Source organism: Acidiferrobacterales bacterium (genome assembly GCA_028820695.1).
Classification (GTDB): Bacteria; Pseudomonadota; Gammaproteobacteria; order Arenicellales; family JAJDZL01; genus JAJDZL01.
Genome location: JAPPIB010000054.1, coordinates 1 through 22,381, shown reverse-complemented (window position 1 = coordinate 22,381; position 22,381 = coordinate 1). Strand labels below are relative to the sequence as shown.

At 50.4% G+C, this 22,381-nt stretch carries 22 protein-coding genes; 16 read left to right on the top strand and 6 right to left on the bottom strand.

The genetic code is table 11. From position 1 onward, the window contains the following. Nucleotides 1-243 precede the first annotated feature (243 nt). Together OXI60_10525 and OXI60_10520 are read left to right on the top strand one after the other, a co-directional pair. Nucleotides 244-1,251, top strand: a complete 1,008-nt coding sequence (locus OXI60_10525; GenBank protein MDE0310249.1) for an RluA family pseudouridine synthase — start codon at nt 244-246, stop codon at nt 1,249-1,251. Continuing rightward, nucleotides 1,248-1,628 carry a Rieske 2Fe-2S domain-containing protein gene (locus OXI60_10520; protein ID MDE0310248.1) on the top strand — a complete coding sequence of 127 codons (381 nt, stop codon included), beginning with the start codon at nt 1,248-1,250 and terminating at the stop codon, nt 1,626-1,628. Before OXI60_10525 ends, OXI60_10520 begins: the two co-directional genes overlap by 4 nt. Nucleotides 1,629-1,649: 21 nt before the next feature. Here the strand turns inward: OXI60_10520 and OXI60_10515 are convergent, their stop codons facing one another. After that, nucleotides 1,650-2,246, bottom strand: coding sequence for a Maf family protein (locus tag OXI60_10515; GenBank protein MDE0310247.1), 597 nt, complete (start codon nt 2,244-2,246; stop codon nt 1,650-1,652). 246 nt (nt 2,247-2,492) lie between these two features. On the opposite strand from OXI60_10515, the gene rpmF reads away from it, so the two are divergent. From rpmF to OXI60_10460, 11 genes are all read left to right on the top strand, one after another. Further along, nucleotides 2,493-2,690, top strand: a complete 198-nt coding sequence (gene rpmF / locus OXI60_10510; GenBank protein ID MDE0310246.1) for a 50S ribosomal protein L32 — start codon at nt 2,493-2,495, stop codon at nt 2,688-2,690. A gap of 68 nt (nt 2,691-2,758) precedes the next feature. Further along, nucleotides 2,759-3,775, top strand: coding sequence for a phosphate acyltransferase PlsX (gene plsX / locus OXI60_10505; protein MDE0310245.1), 1,017 nt, complete (start codon nt 2,759-2,761; stop codon nt 3,773-3,775). Then, entirely contained in the window at nt 3,772-4,740 is a 969-nt protein-coding gene (locus OXI60_10500) for a ketoacyl-ACP synthase III (GenBank protein MDE0310244.1), read from the top strand. The genes plsX and OXI60_10500 overlap by 4 nt, the downstream gene beginning before the upstream one ends. Before the next feature lie 4 nt (nt 4,741-4,744). Then, the gene (gene fabG, locus OXI60_10495) at nt 4,745-5,497 is read left to right on the top strand and encodes a 3-oxoacyl-ACP reductase FabG (protein ID MDE0310243.1); all 753 of its coding nucleotides are present in this window, start codon (nt 4,745-4,747) and stop codon (nt 5,495-5,497) included. Between the two features lie 101 nt (nt 5,498-5,598). Beyond that, entirely contained in the window at nt 5,599-5,856 is a 258-nt protein-coding gene (gene acpP, locus OXI60_10490) for an acyl carrier protein (protein ID MDE0310242.1), read from the top strand. 79 nt (nt 5,857-5,935) lie between these two features. Then, the gene (gene fabF / locus OXI60_10485) at nt 5,936-7,180 is read left to right on the top strand and encodes a beta-ketoacyl-ACP synthase II (protein MDE0310241.1); all 1,245 of its coding nucleotides are present in this window, start codon (nt 5,936-5,938) and stop codon (nt 7,178-7,180) included. 69 nt (nt 7,181-7,249) lie between these two features. Then, nucleotides 7,250-8,266, top strand: a complete 1,017-nt coding sequence (mltG, locus tag OXI60_10480) for an endolytic transglycosylase MltG (GenBank protein MDE0310240.1) — start codon at nt 7,250-7,252, stop codon at nt 8,264-8,266. 44 nt (nt 8,267-8,310) lie between these two features. Further along, entirely contained in the window at nt 8,311-8,955 is a 645-nt protein-coding gene (gene tmk / locus OXI60_10475; GenBank protein ID MDE0310239.1) for a dTMP kinase, read from the top strand. Further along, nucleotides 8,948-10,012: a DNA polymerase III subunit delta' gene (gene holB, locus OXI60_10470; GenBank protein MDE0310238.1), complete on the top strand. Its 1,065-nt coding sequence runs from the start codon at nt 8,948-8,950 to the stop codon at nt 10,010-10,012. Before tmk ends, holB begins: the two co-directional genes overlap by 8 nt. 53 nt (nt 10,013-10,065) lie before the next feature. Continuing rightward, the gene (locus OXI60_10465; GenBank protein ID MDE0310237.1) at nt 10,066-10,833 is read left to right on the top strand and encodes a TatD family hydrolase; all 768 of its coding nucleotides are present in this window, start codon (nt 10,066-10,068) and stop codon (nt 10,831-10,833) included. A gap of 157 nt (nt 10,834-10,990) precedes the next feature. After that, complete coding sequence (locus OXI60_10460; protein MDE0310236.1) at nt 10,991-11,944, top strand: hypothetical protein; 954 nt, start codon at nt 10,991-10,993, stop codon at nt 11,942-11,944. Between the two features lie 431 nt (nt 11,945-12,375). On the opposite strand, the gene OXI60_10455 is transcribed toward OXI60_10460, so the two are convergent. Further along, nucleotides 12,376-12,567 carry a hypothetical protein gene (locus OXI60_10455; GenBank protein ID MDE0310235.1) on the bottom strand — a complete coding sequence of 64 codons (192 nt, stop codon included), beginning with the start codon at nt 12,565-12,567 and terminating at the stop codon, nt 12,376-12,378. An 84-nt stretch (nt 12,568-12,651) separates the two neighbouring features. On the opposite strand from OXI60_10455, the gene OXI60_10450 reads away from it, so the two are divergent. After that, a complete protein-coding gene (locus tag OXI60_10450; protein MDE0310234.1) occupies nt 12,652-13,608 on the top strand; it encodes a hypothetical protein in 957 nt (318 codons plus the stop codon). A 299-nt stretch (nt 13,609-13,907) separates the two neighbouring features. On the opposite strand, the gene OXI60_10445 is transcribed toward OXI60_10450, so the two are convergent. The 3 genes from OXI60_10445 to OXI60_10435 form a co-directional block, all read right to left on the bottom strand. Then, nucleotides 13,908-15,446 (bottom strand): ABC transporter permease subunit, encoded by a 1,539-nt coding sequence (locus OXI60_10445; GenBank protein MDE0310233.1) that lies wholly within the window; start codon nt 15,444-15,446, stop codon nt 13,908-13,910. Beyond that, nucleotides 15,446-16,492 carry a betaine/proline/choline family ABC transporter ATP-binding protein gene (locus OXI60_10440; protein ID MDE0310232.1) on the bottom strand — a complete coding sequence of 349 codons (1,047 nt, stop codon included), beginning with the start codon at nt 16,490-16,492 and terminating at the stop codon, nt 15,446-15,448. The genes OXI60_10445 and OXI60_10440 overlap by 1 nt, the downstream gene beginning before the upstream one ends. Before the next feature lie 134 nt (nt 16,493-16,626). After that, on the bottom strand, nt 16,627-18,108 hold the full coding sequence (locus tag OXI60_10435) for an aldehyde dehydrogenase (protein MDE0310231.1): 1,482 nt from the start codon (nt 18,106-18,108) through the stop codon (nt 16,627-16,629). Nucleotides 18,109-18,475: 367 nt separating this feature from the next. Here OXI60_10435 and OXI60_10430 point away from each other — a divergent pair, with 367 nt between their 5' ends. After that, nucleotides 18,476-19,471 (top strand): arginase family protein, encoded by a 996-nt coding sequence (locus OXI60_10430; GenBank protein MDE0310230.1) that lies wholly within the window; start codon nt 18,476-18,478, stop codon nt 19,469-19,471. Nucleotides 19,472-19,517: 46 nt separating this feature from the next. Here the strand turns inward: OXI60_10430 and OXI60_10425 are convergent, their stop codons facing one another. After that, nucleotides 19,518-21,260, bottom strand: a complete 1,743-nt coding sequence (locus OXI60_10425; GenBank protein MDE0310229.1) for a hypothetical protein — start codon at nt 21,258-21,260, stop codon at nt 19,518-19,520. A gap of 830 nt (nt 21,261-22,090) precedes the next feature. Here OXI60_10425 and OXI60_10420 point away from each other — a divergent pair. Then, the coding region (locus OXI60_10420) for a hypothetical protein (GenBank protein ID MDE0310228.1) at nt 22,091-22,381 on the top strand (291 nt) is incomplete at its 3' end.

The following is a 22,381-nucleotide window of genomic DNA, read 5'->3' as shown; positions in this document are numbered from 1 at the left end:
AAATTTATGTTGAGGTGCCAAAATTCACATTTATGGCACGAAATTCCGTAATTTTCGGGTGTTCCCGGCTATGTGAGACTGGATTCTGTTCGGCTGAATTCTTCGGCATCTGCAGCAAGTCTGTTGCTGCCCGCTCGAACCGCCAATCTACGGGAAACTCTACATCCGCCCGACTGTTCGGCCGGATAACAAAACATATTATACTGAATAGTGTGAATTCGATGTGGATTGTTGGCAATTCGCATGGAGACACCCTGTGCAACTACAACTCTGATTCCCTTGAATTCCGAACAGACTGCAAAATCTCGAGGTGCTACGACTGTGGAAGTCACGCTGGACTGTGAAGACCGTCGACTCGACAACTTCATGATCACCGAGCTGCCCGGCGTGCCGCGCAGCCACGTATATTCTCTCATTCGGACCGGACAGGTAAGGGTGAACAGCAAGCGTGCGAAAGTCCACCATCGGCTGAAAGCTGGCGACCGTGTCAGGATTCCACCGGTTCGAATCGCCGACAGAACGATTCCGACGAACGTGAATCCGAACCTGAAAAGGGCGATTCATCAGATCATTTTCGAGGACGAGAGCCTGATCGCTGTCGACAAGGCCGCAGGCATTGCCGTCCACTCCGGTACCAACCATCGACTTGGACTCATCGAGGCAATGCGAGTGGAGCGCCCCGACCTGGAATATGTCGAATTGGTTCATCGCCTCGACAAGCACACATCCGGAATTCTCCTGCTGGCAAAAAACAAGCGGGTCTTGCGCGAGCTGCACTCGATGTTGAGACGCGATGGCCATGAGGACCATGCGATAACCAAAAAATATCTTGCGCTGGTAAAGGGAATCTGGCGTGGCGGCGAGAGGGAAATCAAAACTTCTGATCTCGATTCCGCATCCCGTTTGAAGTCGGGAAAGACGGCGAGGAAGTTGACCTTCAGCACGTTTCGACCGACTGAAAGGTTCGCCGCATGCAGTTTGGTCGACATCACCCTTCATACCGGAAAAACTCACCAGGCCCGGCGACATGCCGTAACGGCAGGGCATCCGATCGCAGGAGATCAGACATACGGCATTCGGCAGTTCAACACAGAAATGCGCAACTATGGGTTGAACCGGTTGTTCCTCCATGCATACAGCCTCACCTTCAGCCACCCGGCTAACGGTGAATCAATCTCTCTTGAGTGTAAACTGCCCCAGGAACTGATTGATGTGCTGGACAACCTGAAACAATCCTGCAGATCAACATGACCAAGGTCGAAAAATGCAATCGGGTCATCTGCGACTCGTCAAGACTTGAATCGGAAGGCACGGGATACAGATTCGTCGTAGACCGCGACGGCGAAACACTTGAGACTTTTGTTCTTCGGTACCGAGGCAAGGTCTACAGCTATCTGAATCGCTGCCCCCACCTGTTTCTTTCGATGGATTATGAGGAAGGCGAGTTCTTCGATCTTTCCGCAGACTACATCGTCTGTTCCAATCACGGCGCCCTGTTTGAGCCTGATAGCGGTGAGTGCGTCAGCGGGCCATGCTTCGGCGCTTCATTGGAGCCCATTCAGGTCGTTGAATCCGATGGTTTAGTCATGATTGATGACGATTGCCATACCTTGGTCGAAGACAGGTGATGGCTTGAATGGCACCCGGATTCAGAGCGGGTGCACGTGTTCGACCGCAAGCATATCGATCAGGCGGATCAGGGGCAATCCCAGCAGGATGTTCGGGTCATTGCCGTCGAACTCCTCAAGGAGTGCGACACCCAGTCCCTCTGATCGCAAACTTCCTCCGCAGTCAAAAGGCTGGTCCTTGTCGATGTAGTGAAGAATCATCGATTCTGTCAATTCACGAAATCGCACTCGATAGGGCAATACGTCGACCTGCAGGCGATCTGACTCGGAGTTGAAAAGTGCAAGGCCGGTATAGAGTGTCACGTTTCGGCCTGACGCTCTTTTCAGTTGCCGGATCGCATCATCACGGTCCGCCGGCTTGCCTGTAACTTCGCCATCGACGACCGCAACCTGATCAGAACCGATAATCAGATGACGGTCAAATCGATCTGAAACCGATTTGGCTTTCTGCCATGACAGCCGTTTCACCAGATCGACAGGGGGCTCTTGCGCAAGCCGGGTCTCATCAATTGACGGGGCCAGAGTCTCAAAATCCAGTTTGAGCTTGGACAGGACCGCGTGTCTCGCCGCAGATGAAGATGCCAATACAAGTCGCAGTCTTTTATCTTTGGAAATCACGGAAAAGTCCTTACAGATACTAATCAGCTTCCAACTGATCAATACCCGACATGGGTCTGAATTTCATCGGAACTCTCATCAGGTTCCGGAAAATTTAGTAAAATTTTGCTGTTACGGCAGTTTGTATCGTGCCTTGACCGAAATGTCGATCAACTTCTGTCGCCGAATGCAAGACAGTAGTCGGCTCCCGATTATTTTAATTGAAACCAAATTCCAAGTTTGACACCTTGACCGTGAGGCGGTGACGTGGCTGTACAGCAAAGAAAAAAGTCCAAATCCCGGCGCAACATGCGAAGATCCCATGATTCGCTCAGTTCGCCAACTCTTTCGATTGAACCCGAAACAGGAGAACTGCATCGACGTCATCACGTATCCGGTGATGGATTCTATCGAGGGCGGCGTGTAGTTCCCGAAGTTGTGCGTGAGGACGAAGACGAGTCCTGACCGCGAGTCACCGCGTATTGTGAACCACAGCGCGATGCGTCCAGCTCAACCCAATCCACCTGATATTCATGGTGCACTCCATTGCCATTGACGCGATGGGAGGTGATTTCGGGCCCGAAGTAACGGTGCCCGCAGCACTTTCTGTCCTGGAGGGCGCCTCACAACTGAAGTTTGTGCTGACCGGCGACCAGGATGAGATCCATCGGCACCTCAAGAAAGCACGCGCGAGCAGTGCATCACGCATAGAGGTGTGCCATACCTCGGAAGTCGTGGAAATGGACGAGCCTCCTGTACACGCACTGCGCAAGAAAAAGAACTCATCACTGCGAGTCGCCATCGACCTGGTCAAAGACGGAACGGCCAACGCTTGTGTCAGTGCAGGCAATACAGGCGCACTAATGGCCATTTCGCACTTCGTCCTGCGGACGTTTCCTGGCATTCACCGACCGGCGATAATTTCCTCCATCCCGACCGTGAACGGACACGTCAACCTGCTCGACTTGGGCGCCAATGTGGATTGTTCATCCCGAGACCTGCTTCAATTTGGCATAATGGGGTCAACATTCGTCAAATGCACCGAACAGATTGACAACCCCCGTGTTGCATTGTTGAACATCGGGGTGGAGAACATAAAGGGAAATCAGATCATCAAGCAAGCGGCTGAACTTTTTCAATCGAGTGACTTGAATTATCAGGGGTTCGTGGAAGGTGACGCGATATTCGAGGGTAATGTTGACGTGATAGTTTGTGATGGATTCGCCGGCAACGTCGCGCTGAAGGCAAGTGAGGGTGTTTCAAAGTTCATCCAGCATGCGCTGCGAACCGAATTTCAGAAAAATCTGCTGAGGAGGATTTCCGGTCTGGTTGCAACACCGGTCATGAAAGGCGTAAAGGCGAGGATTGATCCCAGAGTCTATAACGGTGCAGCATTGATCGGACTTCAGGGTACCGTAATCAAGAGTCATGGAGGTGCCGATCAACTGGCATTTTCATATGCATTGCGAAAGGCACTGATTGAAATCTCGAACGACGTTCCGTCGCAAATCAATCAGCAGATCAGTGCCGCTGCCGAGGTGTCGCCATGACGTACGCCAGAGTCATCTCGACCGGGAGTTATCTGCCGGCACATCGCATGTCCAATTACGACCTGGAAAAGATGGTCGATACCAGTCATGAATGGATCATGTCGCGAACCGGTATTGAGAACAGACATATTGCCGATGAGAGTGAATCAACCTGTGATCTTGCCGAAAAAGCTGCGCTCGCAGCATTGGAGGCTGCCGACCTGGATGCTGACAGCATTGATTTGATTGTCATGGCTACAACGACCGCGGACCAGGTCTTCCCCAGCAGCGCCTGTCTGTTGCAGGATCGGCTCGGGATCAAGGGGTTCCCCGCATTTGATGTTCAGGCGGTCTGTGCCGGGTTCATGTATGCGCTCGACATCGCTGAGAAATTCGTTCGGACGGAAAGCGCCACCAGAGCGCTCGTGATCGGTGCGGAGACATTTTCGAGAATCATTGACTGGAACGACCGGTCAACATGTGTACTTTTCGGTGACGGTGCCGGCGCAATAATTGTTGAGGCATCTGACACGCCCGGAATCCATTCCACCCATCTGCATGCGGATGGTCAGTACAAGGATCTGCTCAGCGTACCGGTTGGCGTATCGAAGAATTTCAACAAGGTGGTCAACGGCAGTGCATTCACCCAGATGCAGGGCGGCGAGGTGTTCAGGATTGCAGTGAAATGCATGGAAAAAGTCGCTGAAGAAGCCCTTGAAGCCAACGGGGCCCATGTTGACAGTGTTGATTGGATGATTCCGCATCAGGCCAATATGCGCATCATCACGGCGACCGCCAAGCGTCTGGGCATATCGATGGACAAGGTCATAGTGACCGTTGATCAGCACGGCAACACCTCCGCTGCCTCCATTCCACTTGCATTCGACGTCGCGGTGCGCGACGGTCGAATCAAACCCGGTGACCGGGTTCTGATCGAGGGGTTCGGTGGCGGATTTACCTGGGGTGCCGCCTATCTGACATATTGAGAAGATGAGTTCTGGTATTTTGGAAAATAGAATCTGTCTCGTCACCGGCGCAACACGGGGCATCGGTCGAGCCGTGTCTGAAAAACTTGCCATGATGGGCGGTACTGTGATCGGTACCGGTACCACAGACAGCGGTGCCGAGTCCATCACGAAATATCTCAGAAATGCCAACGCCGCAGGTGAAGGTGTCAGACTTGATGTGACGAATATGGAAAGCATCAATGCGACCGCCCAGTTCATCGAAAAAAACTACGGAGCCGTAACGGTGCTGGTGAACAACGCCGGAATATCCCGAAACAACCTCCTGATGCGGATAAAGGACGCCGAATGGGACGACGTGATCGATACCAATCTCAATTCGGTCTACCGACTGTGCCGAACATTCATTCGCGGCATGGTCAAAAAACGCGAGGGTCGCATCATCAATGTCTCCTCGGTCGTCGGCATGGTGGGAAACATCGGCCAGGCACATTACTCGGCCGCAAAGGCGGGGTTGTCAGGATTCTCCAAATCGCTCGCGATGGAGACTGCTTCGAGGAATATAACGGTAAACGTGATTGCTCCGGGCTTCATTGAGACCGACATGACCGCGGAACTGGACCAGAAAGTAAAAGATCATCTGCTCGCGCAAGTCCCGGCCGGACGGATGGGAACTGTGCAGGAAATTGCAGAAGCAGTCGCATTTCTCGCCTCACCGGCGAGTTCATATATTACCGGGACGACCTTATGCGTTGACGGCGGGATGACCAGGCATTAGATTCGTCCGGTCATGCAAACTTGAATCCGCGGTCAATATAATTCGGTTTTAGTGATAACATTAGAGCGTTATTTTCATTCCACATCGGAGGACATAAACATATGAGTGACAATGGAGCGGGAGCAATTGAGGATCGAGTCGTTCAGCTTGTGATCGATCAATTGTGCAGTGACCAGGACCCTACACCGGAAATCACCCGGGATACTTCTTTCATCAATGATCTTGCTGCGGACTCGCTGGATACCGTTGAATTGGTGATGGCGCTTGAGGAGGAGTTTGATCTTGAAATCGCTGATGAAGTCGCTGAGACCATCACCACGGTCGGCGAGGCAATAGATTACATCGAAAACGCATCCTAACCGACATCGTACCCGACAGAACCTGCTGATTTTCGTCAACTGGAAATCCTATCTTTCATAAACGCGTATTGAATGGCTGATGATGAATCGTCGTCGCGTTGTAGTCACAGGGCTGGGCATCATTTCACCAATCGGCCTTGGCGTTGAGGAAAACTGGGGAAACGTTACCGCTGGGAACAGTGGTATCGGCAATCTATCTTTATTTGACGCCAGCGATTTTCCGGTCAGGATAGCGGGTGAGGTCAAGGACTTCATTGCCTCGGATCACTTGCCGGGAAAGGATGCCCGTCACATGGACAGATTCATTCAGTTCAGCATGGTGGCGAGCAATGAGGCTGTCAGGGACGCTGATCTGGAGGTTACCGAGGAAAATGCCGACAGGATCGGTGTCTATATCGGTGCAGGGATTGGCGGTGTTACCACGATCGAAGCCACCACCCTGAAAACCCAAGAAAGGGGGGTTCGTCGTATCTCCCCCTTCTACATTCCAATGTCCATTATCAACATGGCGGCAGGAAATCTTTCCATCCGGTATGGGTTTCGAGGGCCGAACCTGGCGGTAACCACCGCATGTTCGACCGGAACGCATGCAATCGGCGATGCCGCACGTCTGATCAGTTTTGGGGACGCCGACGCTATGGTTGCAGGTGGAACCGAGGCCGCGTTGACACCGACTTCTGTTGGCGGATTTGCCAGTGCCAAGGCATTGAGCAGACGAAATGACGATCCGCAGGCGGCGAGTCGCCCCTGGGATCTGGGACGTGATGGTTTTGTAATGGGCGAGGGCGCCGGAGTCGTGGTTCTGGAAGAATTGGAGTTTGCGAGAAAAAGAGGTGCCAGAATCTACGCGGAACTCACCGGATTCGGATTGAGCGGCGATGCCCACCACATGACCAGTCCGTCACCGGATGGACATGGTGCCAAACGGTGTATGATGAATGCGTTGCGCAATGGCGGAGTGAATGTCGATGAGGTTGACTACATCAACGCGCATGGAACCTCAACTCCCTTGGGCGATATCGCAGAGACCATTGCCGTCAAGGAACTGTTCGGGAAACATGCATACAAGTTGGCGATGAGCTCGTCCAAGTCGATGGTCGGTCACCTGCTTGGCGCAGCTGGTGGCGTTGAGGCGGTGTTCTCCGTTCTCGCCATTCATCATCAGGTGGCGCCGCCGACAATCAACCTTGACGATCCAGATCCCGAATGTGATCTGGACTACATTCCAGATGGTGCGCGGGAAATGGAAATCAATACCGCGCTCTCCAATTCATTCGGTTTTGGAGGAACAAACGGAACAGTCGTTTTCAGCAAATTCAGCTGAGACCTTGGTTCATCACAAATTCAGCTTCGACGTTGAACTCCAACCTCCCGGAATGAGATCAGACAAGCATTGGCTGGAAGAAAGAGAAAATCCCGACCGCTGCTGAGACTGGTTCAATTGGTCTCGCTGCTCATTTTCTGTCTTGCATTATTTGCAGGTTATGAAATCACCCGTCCTCTTCATATCCCAGACGACAGAGTCTACGCGCTTGAACAAGGACAGAACGTCGCGGATTTTGCCCGTCGACTGGCCGAAGACGGCTACGTGAGGAACAACAAGTTGGTGTTATGGACCGCGCGGCTGGGAAGGATTGACCGGAAATTCAAGGCTGGCGAGTATCGCTTCAGTTCGGATGACAACTTACTGGACGTGCTTGACGACATCGTAAATGGAAAATCCGTCGTCCACTCAATTCAATTTATCGAAGGCTGGACGTTTGAAGATTTTCTGGAAAAGATAAGGTCGACACCCAACATCGACCATACTCTTGCTGATGCACCCTATGAGGCGATTCTGGATACTTTGCAGATTACCCAGGACAACCCCGAAGGTTGGTTTTTTCCTGATACCTACAATTACAATTCCGGCCAATCGGACGCGGTGATTCTCGATACCGCCTATGAAAACATGAGGCAAAATCTCGAAACCGAATGGGAGAATAGACATCCGGACCTGCCCTACAAGACGGCATACGAGGGATTGATTGTGGCATCCATCATTCAGAAAGAGTCCAGTGTCATATCGGAATACCCGATTATTGCAGGTGTAATTGTCAATCGTCTGCGTAAGCGAATGCGATTGCAAATGGATCCGACTGTGATCTATGGGCTGGCCGAGTTCAACGGTGTTCTGAGAAAATCCCACTTGGAAACCGATACCCCGTACAATACCTATACACGGTACGGTCTGCCACCGACACCGATTGCCATGCCAGGACTGGATGCGTTGCGTGCGGCGGCGAATCCCGCCGATACCAGTGCCTTGTATTTTGTCGCTCAAGGGGACGGAACGCACAAGTTTTCTGATACGATTGACGAACATATCAAGGCGGTTCGCGAGTATCGCGAGAAGATAAAGGTGCGATAGACTTTCGGATACTGATTTGTGTATCCGACATTTGAGCTGGATTCTTGAAGCAGAAAGTCAAAGGTAAGTTCATCACAGTTGAAGGAATCGACGGTGCGGGCAAGACTGCGCTGGTTTCGACCGTAGTGTCGACAATCAGGTCTGCCGGCATCAGCATAGTTACGACTCGGGAACCCGGCGGTACTTCTTTGGGCGAGCAATTGCGCAAACTGATTCTGACTCCAGGCACTGAATTTTGTGCAGATGCGGAAATTCTTACCATCTTTGCCGCTCGTGCGCAGCATCTCCATCAACTCATCTTGCCCGAACTGCGTACTGGCAAGTGGGTGCTTTGCGATCGATTCACCGACTCCACCTATGCATACCAAGGTGGCGGTCGCCATTGCGATCATGAGCGAATCGGCGCCATAGAACAGTGGACACAAGGTGACTTCCGTCCGGATCTGACGTTACTGCTGGACGCGGCGGCCGAAACAGGACAATCGCGGCTCCATGGCGGCAATGGACCTTTGGACCGGTTTGAGTTGGAGGAAATGGATTTTCATGAGCGGGTCCGGGAGACGTTCCGGGATATTGCCCGAAGGGAACCGGACAGGGTCAAGATGATCGACGCCAACCTGACTGAAAGTGAAGTGAGCGAGATCGCCCGCGAACTGATGGACGAATTCCTTGTGGCGAATCATGGTTGAAATTCCTGAGCTGCTGCCCTGGCACACCAATGCGTGGCGCACATTTACCAATTCATTGGACCGTCTTGCCCATGCAACGCTCCTGACCGGGAATCAGGGTGTCGGAAAATTCCAGTTTGCCTCTCGACTGGCGATGGCGCTTTTATGTGACAGCAGCGAGAGCAAGCCCTGTGGAAGCTGCAGAGGATGTCACTTGTTTGCGGCGGAAACCCATCCCGACCTGCATGTGATCACGTCCGAGTTGATGCTGGAAAGTATCTCACCTCCAATGCAGGCTTACTCGAATCGTTTTCTCGACGACGAAAGCGCCCGTCAAAAGAGGAAGACCGTACGTTCCAATATCTTGATATCACAAGTCCGGGCGTTGATCGAGCAAGCCAATACCGCATCGCATATCTCAAAGAACAAGGTATTTGTGATCGCACCGATCGACGCAATGACTGACAGCGCGTCCAATTCACTGCTGAAAGTCCTTGAAGAACCTTCACAAGACAACTTTTTCTTTCTGATTACGGAGAACATCCAGAACTTGTTGCCCACTATATCCAGCCGATGCCAGGCGTTCCACCTCGGCGACCCGGATGAGACTCAAGCCAGCCAATGGCTTGCGGCTCAGGGGTTGTCGAGCGAGGAAGTCAGGTCAATTGTTCTGGCTCGAAAAAATCCGCTTGTTGGAATCCGAATGATCAACAATGATGTTCTGAAAAAGGTAGAAGAATTGGATCGATTTGCGATCAGTGCACTGCGGCCGGGCGGATCGGTGGATATGCTGTCCCTGGTCGCACATGCCGTTGAAGTAGGGGAGGGCGAGAGTCTGTTGACGTTGCAGCGATCGATCGTCCGCTTGGTAAAGGCCAACATGACCCGCGCGTCTGAACCTATGGGTGAAAGTTCAGAGTTTGAGTCGATTGCAAAGTCGCTTGATGTACGAAAGGTGCTGGCCCTGTACGATCACATCGGCAAGGTCAGGCAGGAACTGCGAGACGGGTCGTTGGATCGGACATTGGCTATAGAGGATGTTCTGCTGGGTTTTGGAAATTTAGCTCGAACAGGATAACCTCCAATATTCAATCATTTACTTCGTTTTTCTAAATTTTAGGTTGAAAGATCATGTTACTGGCTGACAGCCATTGTCATATAGATTTTCCGCAATTCGATGACAAATTCGACTCGATATTGACTGAAGCAAGAAATATGGACGTCGGATACTTGCTCTGCGTGTCCGTCAATATTGAAGACTTTCCCAGGATTCTGGCGATGAGTTACAAGTACGACGAGATATATGCGTCAATGGGTGTTCACCCAAATACCGTCGATGCTGAAGACCCCGACGTGACACGTTTGACTGAACTGGGCAGTGATCCCAATGTCGTGGCCATCGGCGAAACTGGCTTGGATTACTTTAGAAGTTCTGGTGAGCTGGACTGGCAACGGGATCGGTTTGCAAGACACATCGAAGCCGGGAAAATCCTCGACAAACCCATCATCGTGCACAGCCGTGATGCTCCGGATGATACGATCAGAATCATGAAGGAATGTGATGCGGGTGAAGCTGGTGGCGTAATGCACTGCTTTACCGGTGATTATGAAATGGCGAAATCTGCCATGGACCTTGGGTTTTATATTTCATTCTCGGGCATAGTCACCTTCAAGAACGCGGCGGATCTTGCGGACGTGGCAAGAAAAATTCCGATTGAGCGGATGCTGATTGAGACTGACTCACCTTATCTCGCACCAGTACCCAAACGGGGAAAAGAGAACCAGCCTGCCTTTGTGCGTCATACTGCCGAGTTTCTTTCGAATCTGAAAGGAATGCAGATTGAGGAATTTGCGGAGAAAACCACCGCCAATTTCTTACAGTTGTTCAAGATTCACTGAGAGTGGAGATCCCCGATATGCGCTCATGTGGAGTTTCGGTCTGGCCTTTCACAGCGTTGGCAATGACCGATAAAACGGGTCCGTCTGGTTAGTCGCATCGGATCTTTTTGTTATATACTCTTTTCAATCTATTTAACCTTACACGGAGTTATTAAAAATGCAAATGAAGAAAGCCATAATCGGTTCAATTCTTGCAGCAAGCATCGGCGTATCTGGTACCGCTTCGGCAGCAGATATGGTGTTTGGCGTTCTGAATTGGCCATCTGCCAAAGGGACTGTTGAAATACTCAAACACATCATTGAAGAAAATTATGGAGTTGAAGTTGAACTCCAGAACGGAACAAATCCGATCGTGTTTGAAGCAATGGACTCAGGCAGCATGCATGTCCATCCTGAAGTTTGGATGCCGAACCAGCAAAACTTGTATGACACATATGTAGCAGGCAAAGGATCGGTAATCGCAAATGAGCATGGCGTCCCCGCATTCCAAGGAATGTGTGTCACCAAGGGTACATCTGATCGTACCGGTATTGTAGACCTGGGGCAGTTGGCAGACCCTTCGTATGCCGAGCAGTTCGACACTGACGGAGATGGCAAGGGAAATATCTGGATCGGAGCTCCTGGTTGGGCGTCAACCAATATCGAGAAAATTCGAGCGAAAAGCTATGGCTATGATGAAACGATGAATCTTGATGTCATGGATGAAACTCTTGCAATGGCAAATGTGGACTCCGCTGTCACAAAGGATGAAAATATCGTTTTCTTCTGCTATACACCCCACCATATGTTTGGTTTGCATGAATTAGTGGTTCTTAATGAACCTGCCTACGATCCCGATAAGTGGGTTATTGTCCAACCTACCGATGATCCGGACTGGCTGGACAAGTCTTCGGCACCGATCGCATGGGACGTCGCCCATCTGCACATCATGTATGCGGCGAATCTGGTAGACGAGCAGCCCGAAGTTGCTGCCTTTCTGTCCAACGTCAAGTTCACAACGGATCTGGTGTCCGAAATCACCTTCGCAATAGTCGTGGACAAGGTAGACACGGCAGAGTATGCGAAAGAGTGGGCAGAAAAATATTCAGATCTTGTGGAAAGCTGGCTGTAGAAACGAAGTCGTTTTTCACGATACCTAATATTTGAAATGAAGGGTGGTATTGCAAAATACCACCCTTCTTTTTTTGCCGTGTATTCATTGCGTTGCCTTCAGCAATCACTCTCAGGATTGAATCGGCACTGTGGAATTGGATTCGTCCACACTGGTGTCCGAAGTCCAAAAACAGTTGCGTCAGTGTCGCTATTGAAACAAGCGCGAATCTAGTTTCCTGAACATCCTGTCCGCTGGTCTTCGGAGTATAGAGCGGACGCGCCAGATTGGTCAGAAGGCGGGTGCAGTCGGCAAAGATATGACATCACAATTTTCTTGTCGGTCTTACCAGGATTCGGCACGAGACATCTTCAGACAGACCGAGGTGATACAGACCCTGAGGCGGGTGACCGGATTGTACAGGCTGCTGCGATGACTCAATCTGATAACTGTCATCGCACATCTTTCTGGATTTCCTTGACTGTTGCCGATTCCACCTTCAGCGACCAGTGCATCCATTCAGAGGCAATCTCATCACAGAATGAATTCGTAAATTCCGCGTGTCGCGCAATCACTTCCAGAAATCCCTGACGTCCGAAACAGGCACCTTGACTCAGACAGGGTGGAGCAACGAAATCTGTCAAGTTTGCGTAGTCTGGAGTCAACCCTCAATTTTGTTGTTATATACTGTTTTCGTAATTCAAATCTGAAGTGGAGTAATAAAGTCTATGAACACGAAAAAAACCATAGTGGGTTCAATTCTTGCAGCAAGCATCGGAATATCTGGCATCGCTGGCGCTGCGGACTTGGTACTCGGCGTTCCAAACTGGCCATCCGTAAAAGCGACTGGCGAAATTCTCAAACACATCATTGAGGAAAATCTGGGTGTGGAAGTCGAGATTCAGAATGCTACCAATCCGATTGTGTTTGAAGCGATGGACTCAGGCAGCATGCATGTCCATCCTGAAGTGTGGATGCCGAACCAACAGAATTTACACGATACTTATGTCACAGAAAAACGTTCGGTCACTATGAATCCGAATGGTGTTGTCGCATTCCAGGGTATGTGCGTCACCAAGGACACAGCAGAACGAACTGGTATCACCGACCTTGTGTCTCTGAGCGATCCTGAAACGGCAGCACTGTTTGATACTGACGGTGATGGCAAGGGAAATATCTGGATCGGTGCGGCCGGTTGGGCTTCCACAAATGTCGAGCGGGTTCGGGCGAAAAGTTATGGTTATGATGAAACGATGAATCTCGATGTCATGGATGAATCCCTTGCGATGGCACAGGTGGATGCCGCTGTAACCAGGGGTGATAATATCGTTTTCTTCTGCTATACACCCCATCACATGTTTGCGTTGCATGAATTGATTCCATTAATCGAGCCGAAGCATGATCCGGCGAAGTGGAACGTCCTGCAACCTACCGATGATCCGGATTGGTTGGAAAAATCGTCCGCACCTGTTGCCTGGACTGTTGCCAGACTTCACATCATGTATGCGTCTGATCTCGAAAAGGACCAACCGGAAGTTGCCAATTTTCTTTCCAAAGTGAAATTGGACACGGGTCTGGTGACCGAAATGACTTATGCTGTCATTGTTGAAAAGCGGGATATGTCAGAGTATGCCGTTGAGTGGGTCGAAGGCCATTCCGATCTCGTTGAAAGCTGGTTGAGGTAACCGGGCGAATCAGATTGAATCGATTCAATCAATAACAAGAAAGGTGATGTTGCGAAACATCACCTTTCTTATGTACTCATCTTGCCGCGATGCAATCCGAGTTGGAGGTCGACTCGTCACTGCTGTTTGAGACGCATCAAATCAATGCACGGCGCGAGCATGTTCGCCAAACATGGTTCCGGGGAACTCGGGGGAACGACGCAGAACCGCTCCAGGAATCCATTCGTGAATTCCTGGAGCGGTTGGTGCGGAAGTTGAACTCGCTACGCGCCAGGTAGACGAGTGTCGCTATCTCAAACTTATTTCGAATAGCGCTGAGTCTTCTGCTTATAGTGTCCCTGAATGATTCTATCAATAACCATCGCACAGAACAGAATAGCAAGACCCGCCAAAACTCCTTGACCCTTGGCAGCGTACTGCAGAGCGTCCAATACATCCTGACCCAGCCCCTTCGCTCCGATCAGTGATGCGATCACAACCATGGACAAACACATCAGGATTGTCTGATTGATACCGGTCATGATGGACGGCAACGCCAGAGGAATTTCAATGTCTTTCAACAAAGTCCATCTGGTACAACCGAATGCTCTGGCAGCTTCTTTGGTCGTTTCAGGCACACCGCGAATACCCAGTGCGGTAAGGCGGATAACCGGTGGCATACCGAAAACAAGTGTAGCCAGAACCCCCGGCGGCTTTCCGGTACCAAAAAATGCAATGATGGGTATCAGATACACAAATGCCGGCATGGTCTGCATAAAGTCTAGAACTGGCAACGCTGCGTTATAGGCTTTCTGGTTCTTGCCGAACCACACGCCAAGTGGAATACCAAACAGCAGACACAGAAATGCCGCAGCACCCAACAAGGCGACTGTGATCATGCTGGTTTCCCACATACCCAAAAATGCCAGATAGGCCAGGGATGCGACTGTAAAAATTGCCACTCTCGGACCTGCCAGACGCCACGCCAACACGACAATGACTGTCATGACGACAGGCCAAGGTGTATCGACGAACACCGTTTCAAGTCCATCGAGAACGGTACGGATGCTGAAAACAACACTGTCGAAGGCGTCGGCTCCTGCTACAGATAGCCAATCAAATCCCTTTTCCATGGTGTTCGCTGTAGGTGAGAAATAATCTCTCTTAGCCACAGGAAACCCCAAGGTATAGGCTTCAAGTCCCTCTGCAATTTTCGCAACCGTAAAGCGATAAAGTGTCAATGGCACGATGGCCGCCCATAGAAGAATGGAAAACATCACCCGGTTCCAAGTCATTCCCGTGACCGTTTTTTCCGGTTCTGCTCTCCACTGCAGATACTGTTTTTCGTATCTCATGTTGGCATAGAATCCTTGCAAAGCACGCAAAGCGACAAAGACAATGATCCCGACAATCAGAAAGAAAAGAGATTCCTGAGCCGCAGCTGCCGCCTCAGCCTGCAACCGGTCAGCGACCTTCTGTAGATTTTCTGCACGAGTCAGAAAACCTGCAGCCTCCTCAGGATTGGTCGATAAGGTATTCACATACTGGGACATGAACTCCTCGATCTTTGGCCTCATTTTCTCCATTCGAGCGAGTTGCTCAGCACCGAGCTCGCCCCACAGGCCCTTGCCGATCTGCACCAGAGCCAGCAGCTCAAGCACTGTGAATGTCCAAAAGTAGCCCCATAAGCCGCGCGAAGCCGCCCAGAACGGACCAAAGATTGCGGCCATGGTATTCCAGGAATATGGGAATTTTGTAGTCGACTGAATCTTGTCAAATTCAGCGGCATAGTAATCTGAATTTTGACCAGCAAATTCGGCGACTGAACTGCTCAGTGGATTGTTTTCTGTTTCTTGCATTACTCTTTACCCCCTTTGATTCCTCTCAGCAGTGTAGCTTTGTTCACTACACCGACATCTTTTCCGTCATCTGTAATCACAACCGGTTGAGATGTTCCTGCTGAAATGTCGATCAGGCCACTTAGGTCGGTTTCATGTGATGTACGAGGCGCTAAGGACAAATCCTCATATGGTTGCACCTCATACTCATCGATTTTTTGCATAATCGTATGTGCAAAAATCAGTTTGAGTGTAGAAATTCCCTCGACGAAGTCCGTCACGTACTGATCGATCGGGTTGGTCACAATTTCTTCCGGAGTCCCGATTTGAACAATGACGCCATCCTTCATGATCGCGATACGATTGCCGATACGAATCGCTTCATCCAGATCATGGGTGATGAACACCGTTGTCTTATCGAGGTCTGTAGACAATGCCATGAACTGCTGTTGCAACTGACGTCGAATTAACGGGTCAAGTGCGGAGAACGGCTCGTCCATCAGCAACACTTCGGGATCAGACGCCAAAGCTCGCGCCAGTCCGACTCGCTGCTGCATTCCTCCGGATAGTTCGCTGGGAAACCGGTCTTCAAAACCATCCAGATTGACCTTATGCAGACAATCTTGAGAGACATCCCAACGTTTCTTTTGGGCTTCTCCTTGCACCTGCAACGGGAATGCCACATTGTCCCGTACTGTGAAGTGCGGAAACAATGCCATGTGTTGAAAAACCATCCCGATGTGTGCCGCTCTGAGTTTTCGCAATTCCTCATCACTGAGTCCCATCACGTCCACACCGAGAACCTTAATCTCACCGGCAGTTGGTTCGAGAAGTCGGTTCAGATGACGAACCATCGTCGACTTACCTGAGCCAGACAATCCCATTACGCAGAAGATCTCGCCTCGGCTGACTGTGAATGTACAATCTGCAACACCCACAACACAACCGTATTTTTCAAGGACCTCAGGTTTGCCTAAACCTTCCTCCTTGATTGCGACCATTGCCTCATCAGCACGCTCGCCGAATATCTTCCAAACATCATTTAGTTCAATTACTACTTCTGACAAACTACTGGTCCTCCATCATTTTCTTGTAAGTTTCAGTTTAATTCTACTCTATTGAATATTACCATGTGAAAAATATGAGATAAGTACCAACCTATGAGCCGATGCCCTGATTTTCCCGACCGGTTAAACCTTGTCTATCGTGAAACAAACTGACTTCCGAGCGACTGTTTGGACGTATTCATCCAAATCGCCTTGGGCCGGGTATAGTCGTATATGGCCTGAAAACCACCTTCGCGCCCGTAGCCTGAATATTTCATTCCTCCGCACTCTACAATCGGCGAAATTGCGCGATACGTATTGACCCAGATGATGCCTGCCTTAATCTGATTCGCCATGCGCAGTGAGCGAGCGCTGTCCTGGGTGAATATCCCTGCCGCAAGTCCATACTTGGTATCGTTCGCCATCTCAATCGCCTCCTCCTCACTTTCAAACCGAAGCACACTGAGCACCGGACCGAACAGCTCGGTGTCGACAATCCTCAGGTCCTGGCGAGGACAGTCAATTATGGTGGGTTCATAGAAATAACCTCTCAGCCCTTGTGGCTGTTTGCCACCACAGATCAATCGGCCGCCTTGGATCTGGGCGTACGCAACTTCCCGCTCACAGTTTTCCAATTGATTCACGGTGCACAAAGGTCCCATTTGGGTCTCATCATTCATCGGGTCGCCGATCAGTATATTTTCGGCCTCGGTCGCCATGCGTTCCAGAAATCTATCGGCGATGCCGTTTTGCAGATACAGGCGTGAACCTGCAACACAACTTTGCCCGGACGCGCCGAATATGGCACTAAGCGATCCATTGACAGCACTTTCGAAATCCGCATCGTCAAAAACGATAACCGGTGACTTTCCACCGAGTTCAAGCGATAGTTCGGCAAAGTTGTTCGCGGAATTCCTTACAACCTGATGTGCAGCTGCCGGGCCGCCAGTGAAAGCAATCCGGGAAACCAGCGGGTGCGATGTCAGCGACTTGCCGCACGGTTTCCCGTGTCCGGTGATCAGATTGACGACACCTGGAGGGATTCCGGCCTCCGCTATGAGTTTCCCGAATTCCAGTAAAGCTGCGGGTGCGAATTCGGATAACTTTAGAACGATGGCATTTCCTGCTGCGAGGGCAGGGCCGATCTTGATTGAACTGAGAAACAATTGGGAGTTCCACGGAACCACGCCAGCCACCACACCCAAGGGTTCACGTCGTGTAAACACAAACATGTCGGGCTTGTCGATCGGCAAGGTATCACCATGGACCTTGTCAGCGCATCCCGCATAGAAGGTGTAGTACTGTGCGACGTACTTCGCCTGCCATCCGGTCTCCTTGAACATTTTTCCCGTATCCTTGCATTCTATGCTGCCAATCTCCTCGGATCTCTCAATCAGCAATTCAGCCAGGCGGCGCAAGCAATGACCGCGATCGGTTGGTGACATCGAAGCCCAAGGTCCGGTGCTGTATGCCCTATATGCGGCGCGAACCGCCTTGTCGACATCCTCTGCGGTCGCTTCCGGAACAACAGCCCACGGACGCCCCGTCGTCGGATTGACACTTTCAAAAGTTCCACCGTCAGAGGCTTCGACCCATTCACCATCGATGAGCATCAAATATTGTTTCAATTCAGACATTTTTATCATTCACTTCATGTTGGACTTACACTGGAAACTTCGACTTTCTGATATACGGCCGAACAGTCAACGAACACGACCGGTCTGGAACTTTCCAAATTTGAGACAATCCAATTTATATAGGAAAGACAGGCGTCGTTTGGTTGAAATTTGATAATGGTCGATTCCGGCTGTGCGATCAGGGAAGAAAAACCAACATCCAGCGTTCCCGGACAGGGTGTGCCTGATGCGAGAAAATTGATACATAATTGGTGTCGTAAAGTGCTCGTCATCTTTATCGAGGTACGAAAGATGCAACATTGCACGGCATTACAGATACTAAGGAGATACTGCGTTGACTACCCAATCCAATAATACCGAAAAGCGCATGCGGCGCCATAATTCGATGATCGACAGCCTCTACTGGTGGGGCATCCCTACTTTTTTTCGTTGTCCTGCCATTCAGGACCCGACTGAATGTGACATTGCGCTTGTCGGAGTCCCGCACTCAACTGGAAATGGTACGACTGAACGGGACCAGCATCTCGGGCCACGGGCCGTAAGGAATGTTTCGGCACTTGGAAGACGCTGCCACAAGGAATTTCATTTGGATCCATGGTCGGATTACCGGATAGCGGATCTAGGCGACGTGCCACTGCCTGAAGCCAACAACAACGAAAGGTGTATCGAAGACATCTGTGACTTTTACCGGAACATTGATACCGCTGGCGCAAAACCGGTATCGATCGGCGGCGATCATTCCATCACCGGCGGCATACTGCAGGCTATTGCCGGGGAAGGCGCCAACTTGACGAATGGAGAAAAAGCGGTTCTCCTGCATTTTGACGCCCACACTGATGCCTACCACAACTTGGATCACTTTCTCGGTGCAGTGAAGTCAGCGGCGCACTGGGCCAGCTATCTGGTCAGGGATGGGCACGTTGATCCTGAACATTCAGTTCAGGTTGGCATTCGCGGCAATGTGCGGACTCTTGACTGGCTTGAGCCGAGTTACGACCTCGGCTATGAGGTCATCACGATCGAAAGGTATCACGAACTTGGAGCTGATGCTTGTAAGGAGATCATCAACAAACGGATTGGAGATCGGCCGGTTTACGTGACATTTGATCTCGATTGCCTTGATCCGACAGTAGCGCCGGGTGTTGCGAATCTGGAAGCCGGAATAGAGGGGTTCTACATCAATCAGGTGATGGACCTGATCCGTTGTATTCGCGGCAAGAACGTGATCGGAGGGGATGTGGTTTGCATCATGCCGACCAAGGATCATCCGAATCAGATCACATCATTGGTTGCCAATTCGATCATGTTCGAAATTCTGTGTCTCATAGCGGACAGTATGAATTCGGACAAATCAACGAAGTAGAAAATAGAGTAGAAATAACTTCAATATTAGCTTTCAATATATTGTTTTAGAAATTATTACTATTGGCTTGCCCATAAACAGCGTTGTCTGTGACAACATAGTCTACACGATTGTCTGCCAGTGCATCGGCACACTCGCAAGGACTGTTGATGATGGGTTCTTCGTGAATGTTGAAACTTGTATTGATCAGGACAGGAATCCCGGTATTGCGTTTGTAGCAATTCAGGATATCAGAATAAAGCGGATTCCATTCGCGTCTGATCACCTGAGGTCGAGCGGTGTTGTCCACATGCACGACAGCTGGAATGCGCTCACGCCATTGCGGACGAACTGAGCAGGTAATGGTCATGAAACGTGCTGCATACAGATTCAGTGCGGAAAGTTCGAACACCCTGGATGCATCGTCTTCGTTGACGACCGGGGCAAAAGGCATGAACTCTGTGCGTGACAAGCGTCGGTTCAATTCATCGTTGATCGAAGCATCTGTCGGTGACGCCATGATACTGCGGGCGCCCAAAGCTCTGGGACCATATTCCATACGATTGGTATAAATCGCAACCACTGAGCCGTGCTCAATCAGTTCAGCGGCTTTTCCGACTGGTTGATCTGAGACTTTGACCAAACGATCGTCCCGTTCAAATTCCAGATCTGCGCGGTCACCATAGTCTCGCCCCAGATACAGCGTTTCCATGATTTCACGCTGCTTGAGCCAGTGCCGCAGGCCATCGCGCTGCAGAAGATAGTGCAGGACGCCACCTGCGGCCAGGCCCCCGTCGTCCATTGCAGGATAGACGAAAACTTCGTCAACGTCGCATTCCTCAGCGATTCGTTGATTGAGGCGTACATTCCCGAATACTCCGCCTGCGAGTCCGATACGGCGGGCAGGGTAGTGGTGCAGTAACTTGCGGATCGACGACAGGGTGTTCAACTCGAGTAATTGTTGAACCGCTGCCGCAACTTCTTCCTTTGCCTCATTGTCTGAAATCTTGAAGATGTATTGCCTCATCGCCCTTCGGCTCTTGAAGTCGCTAACTACTTCGCCTTTCTCATTGACTGAGAAATGACTTGCGAGAAGATCGTGAATTTGTTCGCCTCGTGCTCCTCCCCAGGCTGCGAGTCCTGTGAGCTTGCCCTCATGCCGGTTGATCTTGTAGCCCAGTGCCTTGGTTGCATATCCATAGGCCAGGCCCAGACTGTCGACCCTGGGTTTTTGAAGCAAGCACTCATCTCCACCATAGATAGTTTCAATAGTTTCGTCGCGAAACACACGGTGGCTGTACTGGACGCAGTCTCCACCGCCATCAGATGTATAGAGCAGTGCTTCATCCCAGTTGGTGTGGAATAGGGTGGGTAACGCGTGGGCAAAGTGATGATTGTAGAATTGAATGTCAGTTTTTTCCGCCAGTCCGAATGCCTTTTTGAATTGTTGCGTATCGAATATTTCCAATGAGTTGACGAGACCTGCTCGATTCAGTTCTGTCGGCATCCATCGACGTTTCTCACTGCCGCGGATCAACCGATACACCTTTTGATCGTAAAAGCGCTTATGCGGCCCGAAATGCGTGTACCACCGGGAAGGAAACTTGCCTCGCCCCATTGCAACCACATCGATATCGGCGCGTTGAGCGCCTGCGATATTGAGGCACTCGTCGATTGATTCCTCTGGGACCTTGCCGCCGTCTATCTTCTTTCGGGTGAGTCTCTCCAGGTGGACTGCGGCAATCATTCTGTAATCTTCATACAACGCGGCGGTTGCATTGTGCCCTGTGTGCAGTCCAAGAATCAGCATGTGAATTTAGAAATCGGAAATCTTTGAGAACACCAAAGGCGAAGTCGATCGGTCCTCAGCTACCCGAATGACCAGTTTGTATAGCACCTGACTGTGCTCGGGGAATAGGGGGATACAATCGAAACCGCTCTGCGAATTGAGGTGAGTATTTTAACAGCACAACCCATGTGATTAATAGGTATCAGCCAGCACGGACCCTGCCGACAGTCCATCGGGAAACAATCTGGAGTACTATGGAAGGGAACGGCAACCGATGGCAATAAAGTCAGTGTGATCGAAAACCTACTGCAAACCAATTTATGGTACAGAACACAGGAATCGAGTCTAATTCTGATTTGTTTGTCTATCGAAAACAAATCTTTACTTGCAGATTCTCAAAGAATTGACTTTAGTGTCAATTGAACAGGAAATTGGCTCATACGTTTCCAAAGGGAAACTCAGGTTGGTTGCTCCAATGGTTCAATTCCATGAATCGAACTATTCATCGGATCAAACCACATTTCCGGGTTCACCAGTGTCTGCCACTGATCTACGATTTTACCTTCACGAACGTGCACAACACCAATTTGGCAGATACTTGCTCGATCAGCGTTGGCAGTTTCAACATCAATCGAATTGTTCGAAATGTTCCCGGACAATGACACTGGTAGAAAGTGGTTTGAAGAACAGATTTGGCCGGATGGTCCAAAGTGTCCTGATTGTGGCACGTACAATGTCCAGTCCGATGGACACAAAATCGCAAATGTCGCAATTAGCGTGTGGTATGGTTGGCGAATTCCTGTCTTATGAAGACTTAACTTCATAGCAACCACACATTGGAGGAGACATGAATGAATCGAACTATTTACGCGAAGGATTGTCTTGAAGTCCTGAATGACCCACACGCTTTACCGGATGAGAGCATTGACTTAATCTATCTTGATCCGCCTTTCAATTCAAAAAGCGATTACAACCTGCCATTTAAAGGTCAGTACAAGAAAGATGCTAAGCCAGCAATGGCTTTTAAAGATACTTGGTCTTGGGCAGAGGAAGAAACTGAAAGCTTGAAACGCCTCAAAATTGGGGGGGGGGGGCCAAAGGCCAATTTGTTGGTGGAATTTTTGAATTTTAAAAAAGGTTGT

Bases quoted from the DNA above. Each gene is read 5' to 3' on its own strand.
- holB (MDE0310238.1), top strand. From the start codon at position 8,948: ATGGTTGAAATTCCTGAGCTGCTGCCCTGGCACACCAATGCGTGGCGC.
- plsX (MDE0310245.1), top strand. From the start codon at position 2,759: ATGGTGCACTCCATTGCCATTGACGCGATGGGAGGTGATTTCGGGCCC.
- fabG (MDE0310243.1), top strand. From the start codon at position 4,745: ATGAGTTCTGGTATTTTGGAAAATAGAATCTGTCTCGTCACCGGCGCA.
- fabF (MDE0310241.1), top strand. From the start codon at position 5,936: ATGATGAATCGTCGTCGCGTTGTAGTCACAGGGCTGGGCATCATTTCA.
- OXI60_10465 (MDE0310237.1), top strand. From the start codon at position 10,066: ATGTTACTGGCTGACAGCCATTGTCATATAGATTTTCCGCAATTCGAT.
- OXI60_10460 (MDE0310236.1), top strand. From the start codon at position 10,991: ATGCAAATGAAGAAAGCCATAATCGGTTCAATTCTTGCAGCAAGCATC.
- OXI60_10430 (MDE0310230.1), top strand. From the start codon at position 18,476: ATGCGGCGCCATAATTCGATGATCGACAGCCTCTACTGGTGGGGCATC.
- OXI60_10520 (MDE0310248.1), top strand. From the start codon at position 1,248: ATGACCAAGGTCGAAAAATGCAATCGGGTCATCTGCGACTCGTCAAGA.
- OXI60_10525 (MDE0310249.1), top strand. From the start codon at position 244: ATGGAGACACCCTGTGCAACTACAACTCTGATTCCCTTGAATTCCGAA.
- OXI60_10435 (MDE0310231.1), bottom strand. From the start codon at position 18,108: ATGTCTGAATTGAAACAATATTTGATGCTCATCGATGGTGAATGGGTC.
- OXI60_10500 (MDE0310244.1), top strand. From the start codon at position 3,772: ATGACGTACGCCAGAGTCATCTCGACCGGGAGTTATCTGCCGGCACAT.
- OXI60_10425 (MDE0310229.1), bottom strand. From the start codon at position 21,260: ATGCTGATTCTTGGACTGCACACAGGGCACAATGCAACCGCCGCGTTG.
- OXI60_10445 (MDE0310233.1), bottom strand. From the start codon at position 15,446: ATGCAAGAAACAGAAAACAATCCACTGAGCAGTTCAGTCGCCGAATTT.
- acpP (MDE0310242.1), top strand. From the start codon at position 5,599: ATGAGTGACAATGGAGCGGGAGCAATTGAGGATCGAGTCGTTCAGCTT.
- OXI60_10450 (MDE0310234.1), top strand. From the start codon at position 12,652: ATGAACACGAAAAAAACCATAGTGGGTTCAATTCTTGCAGCAAGCATC.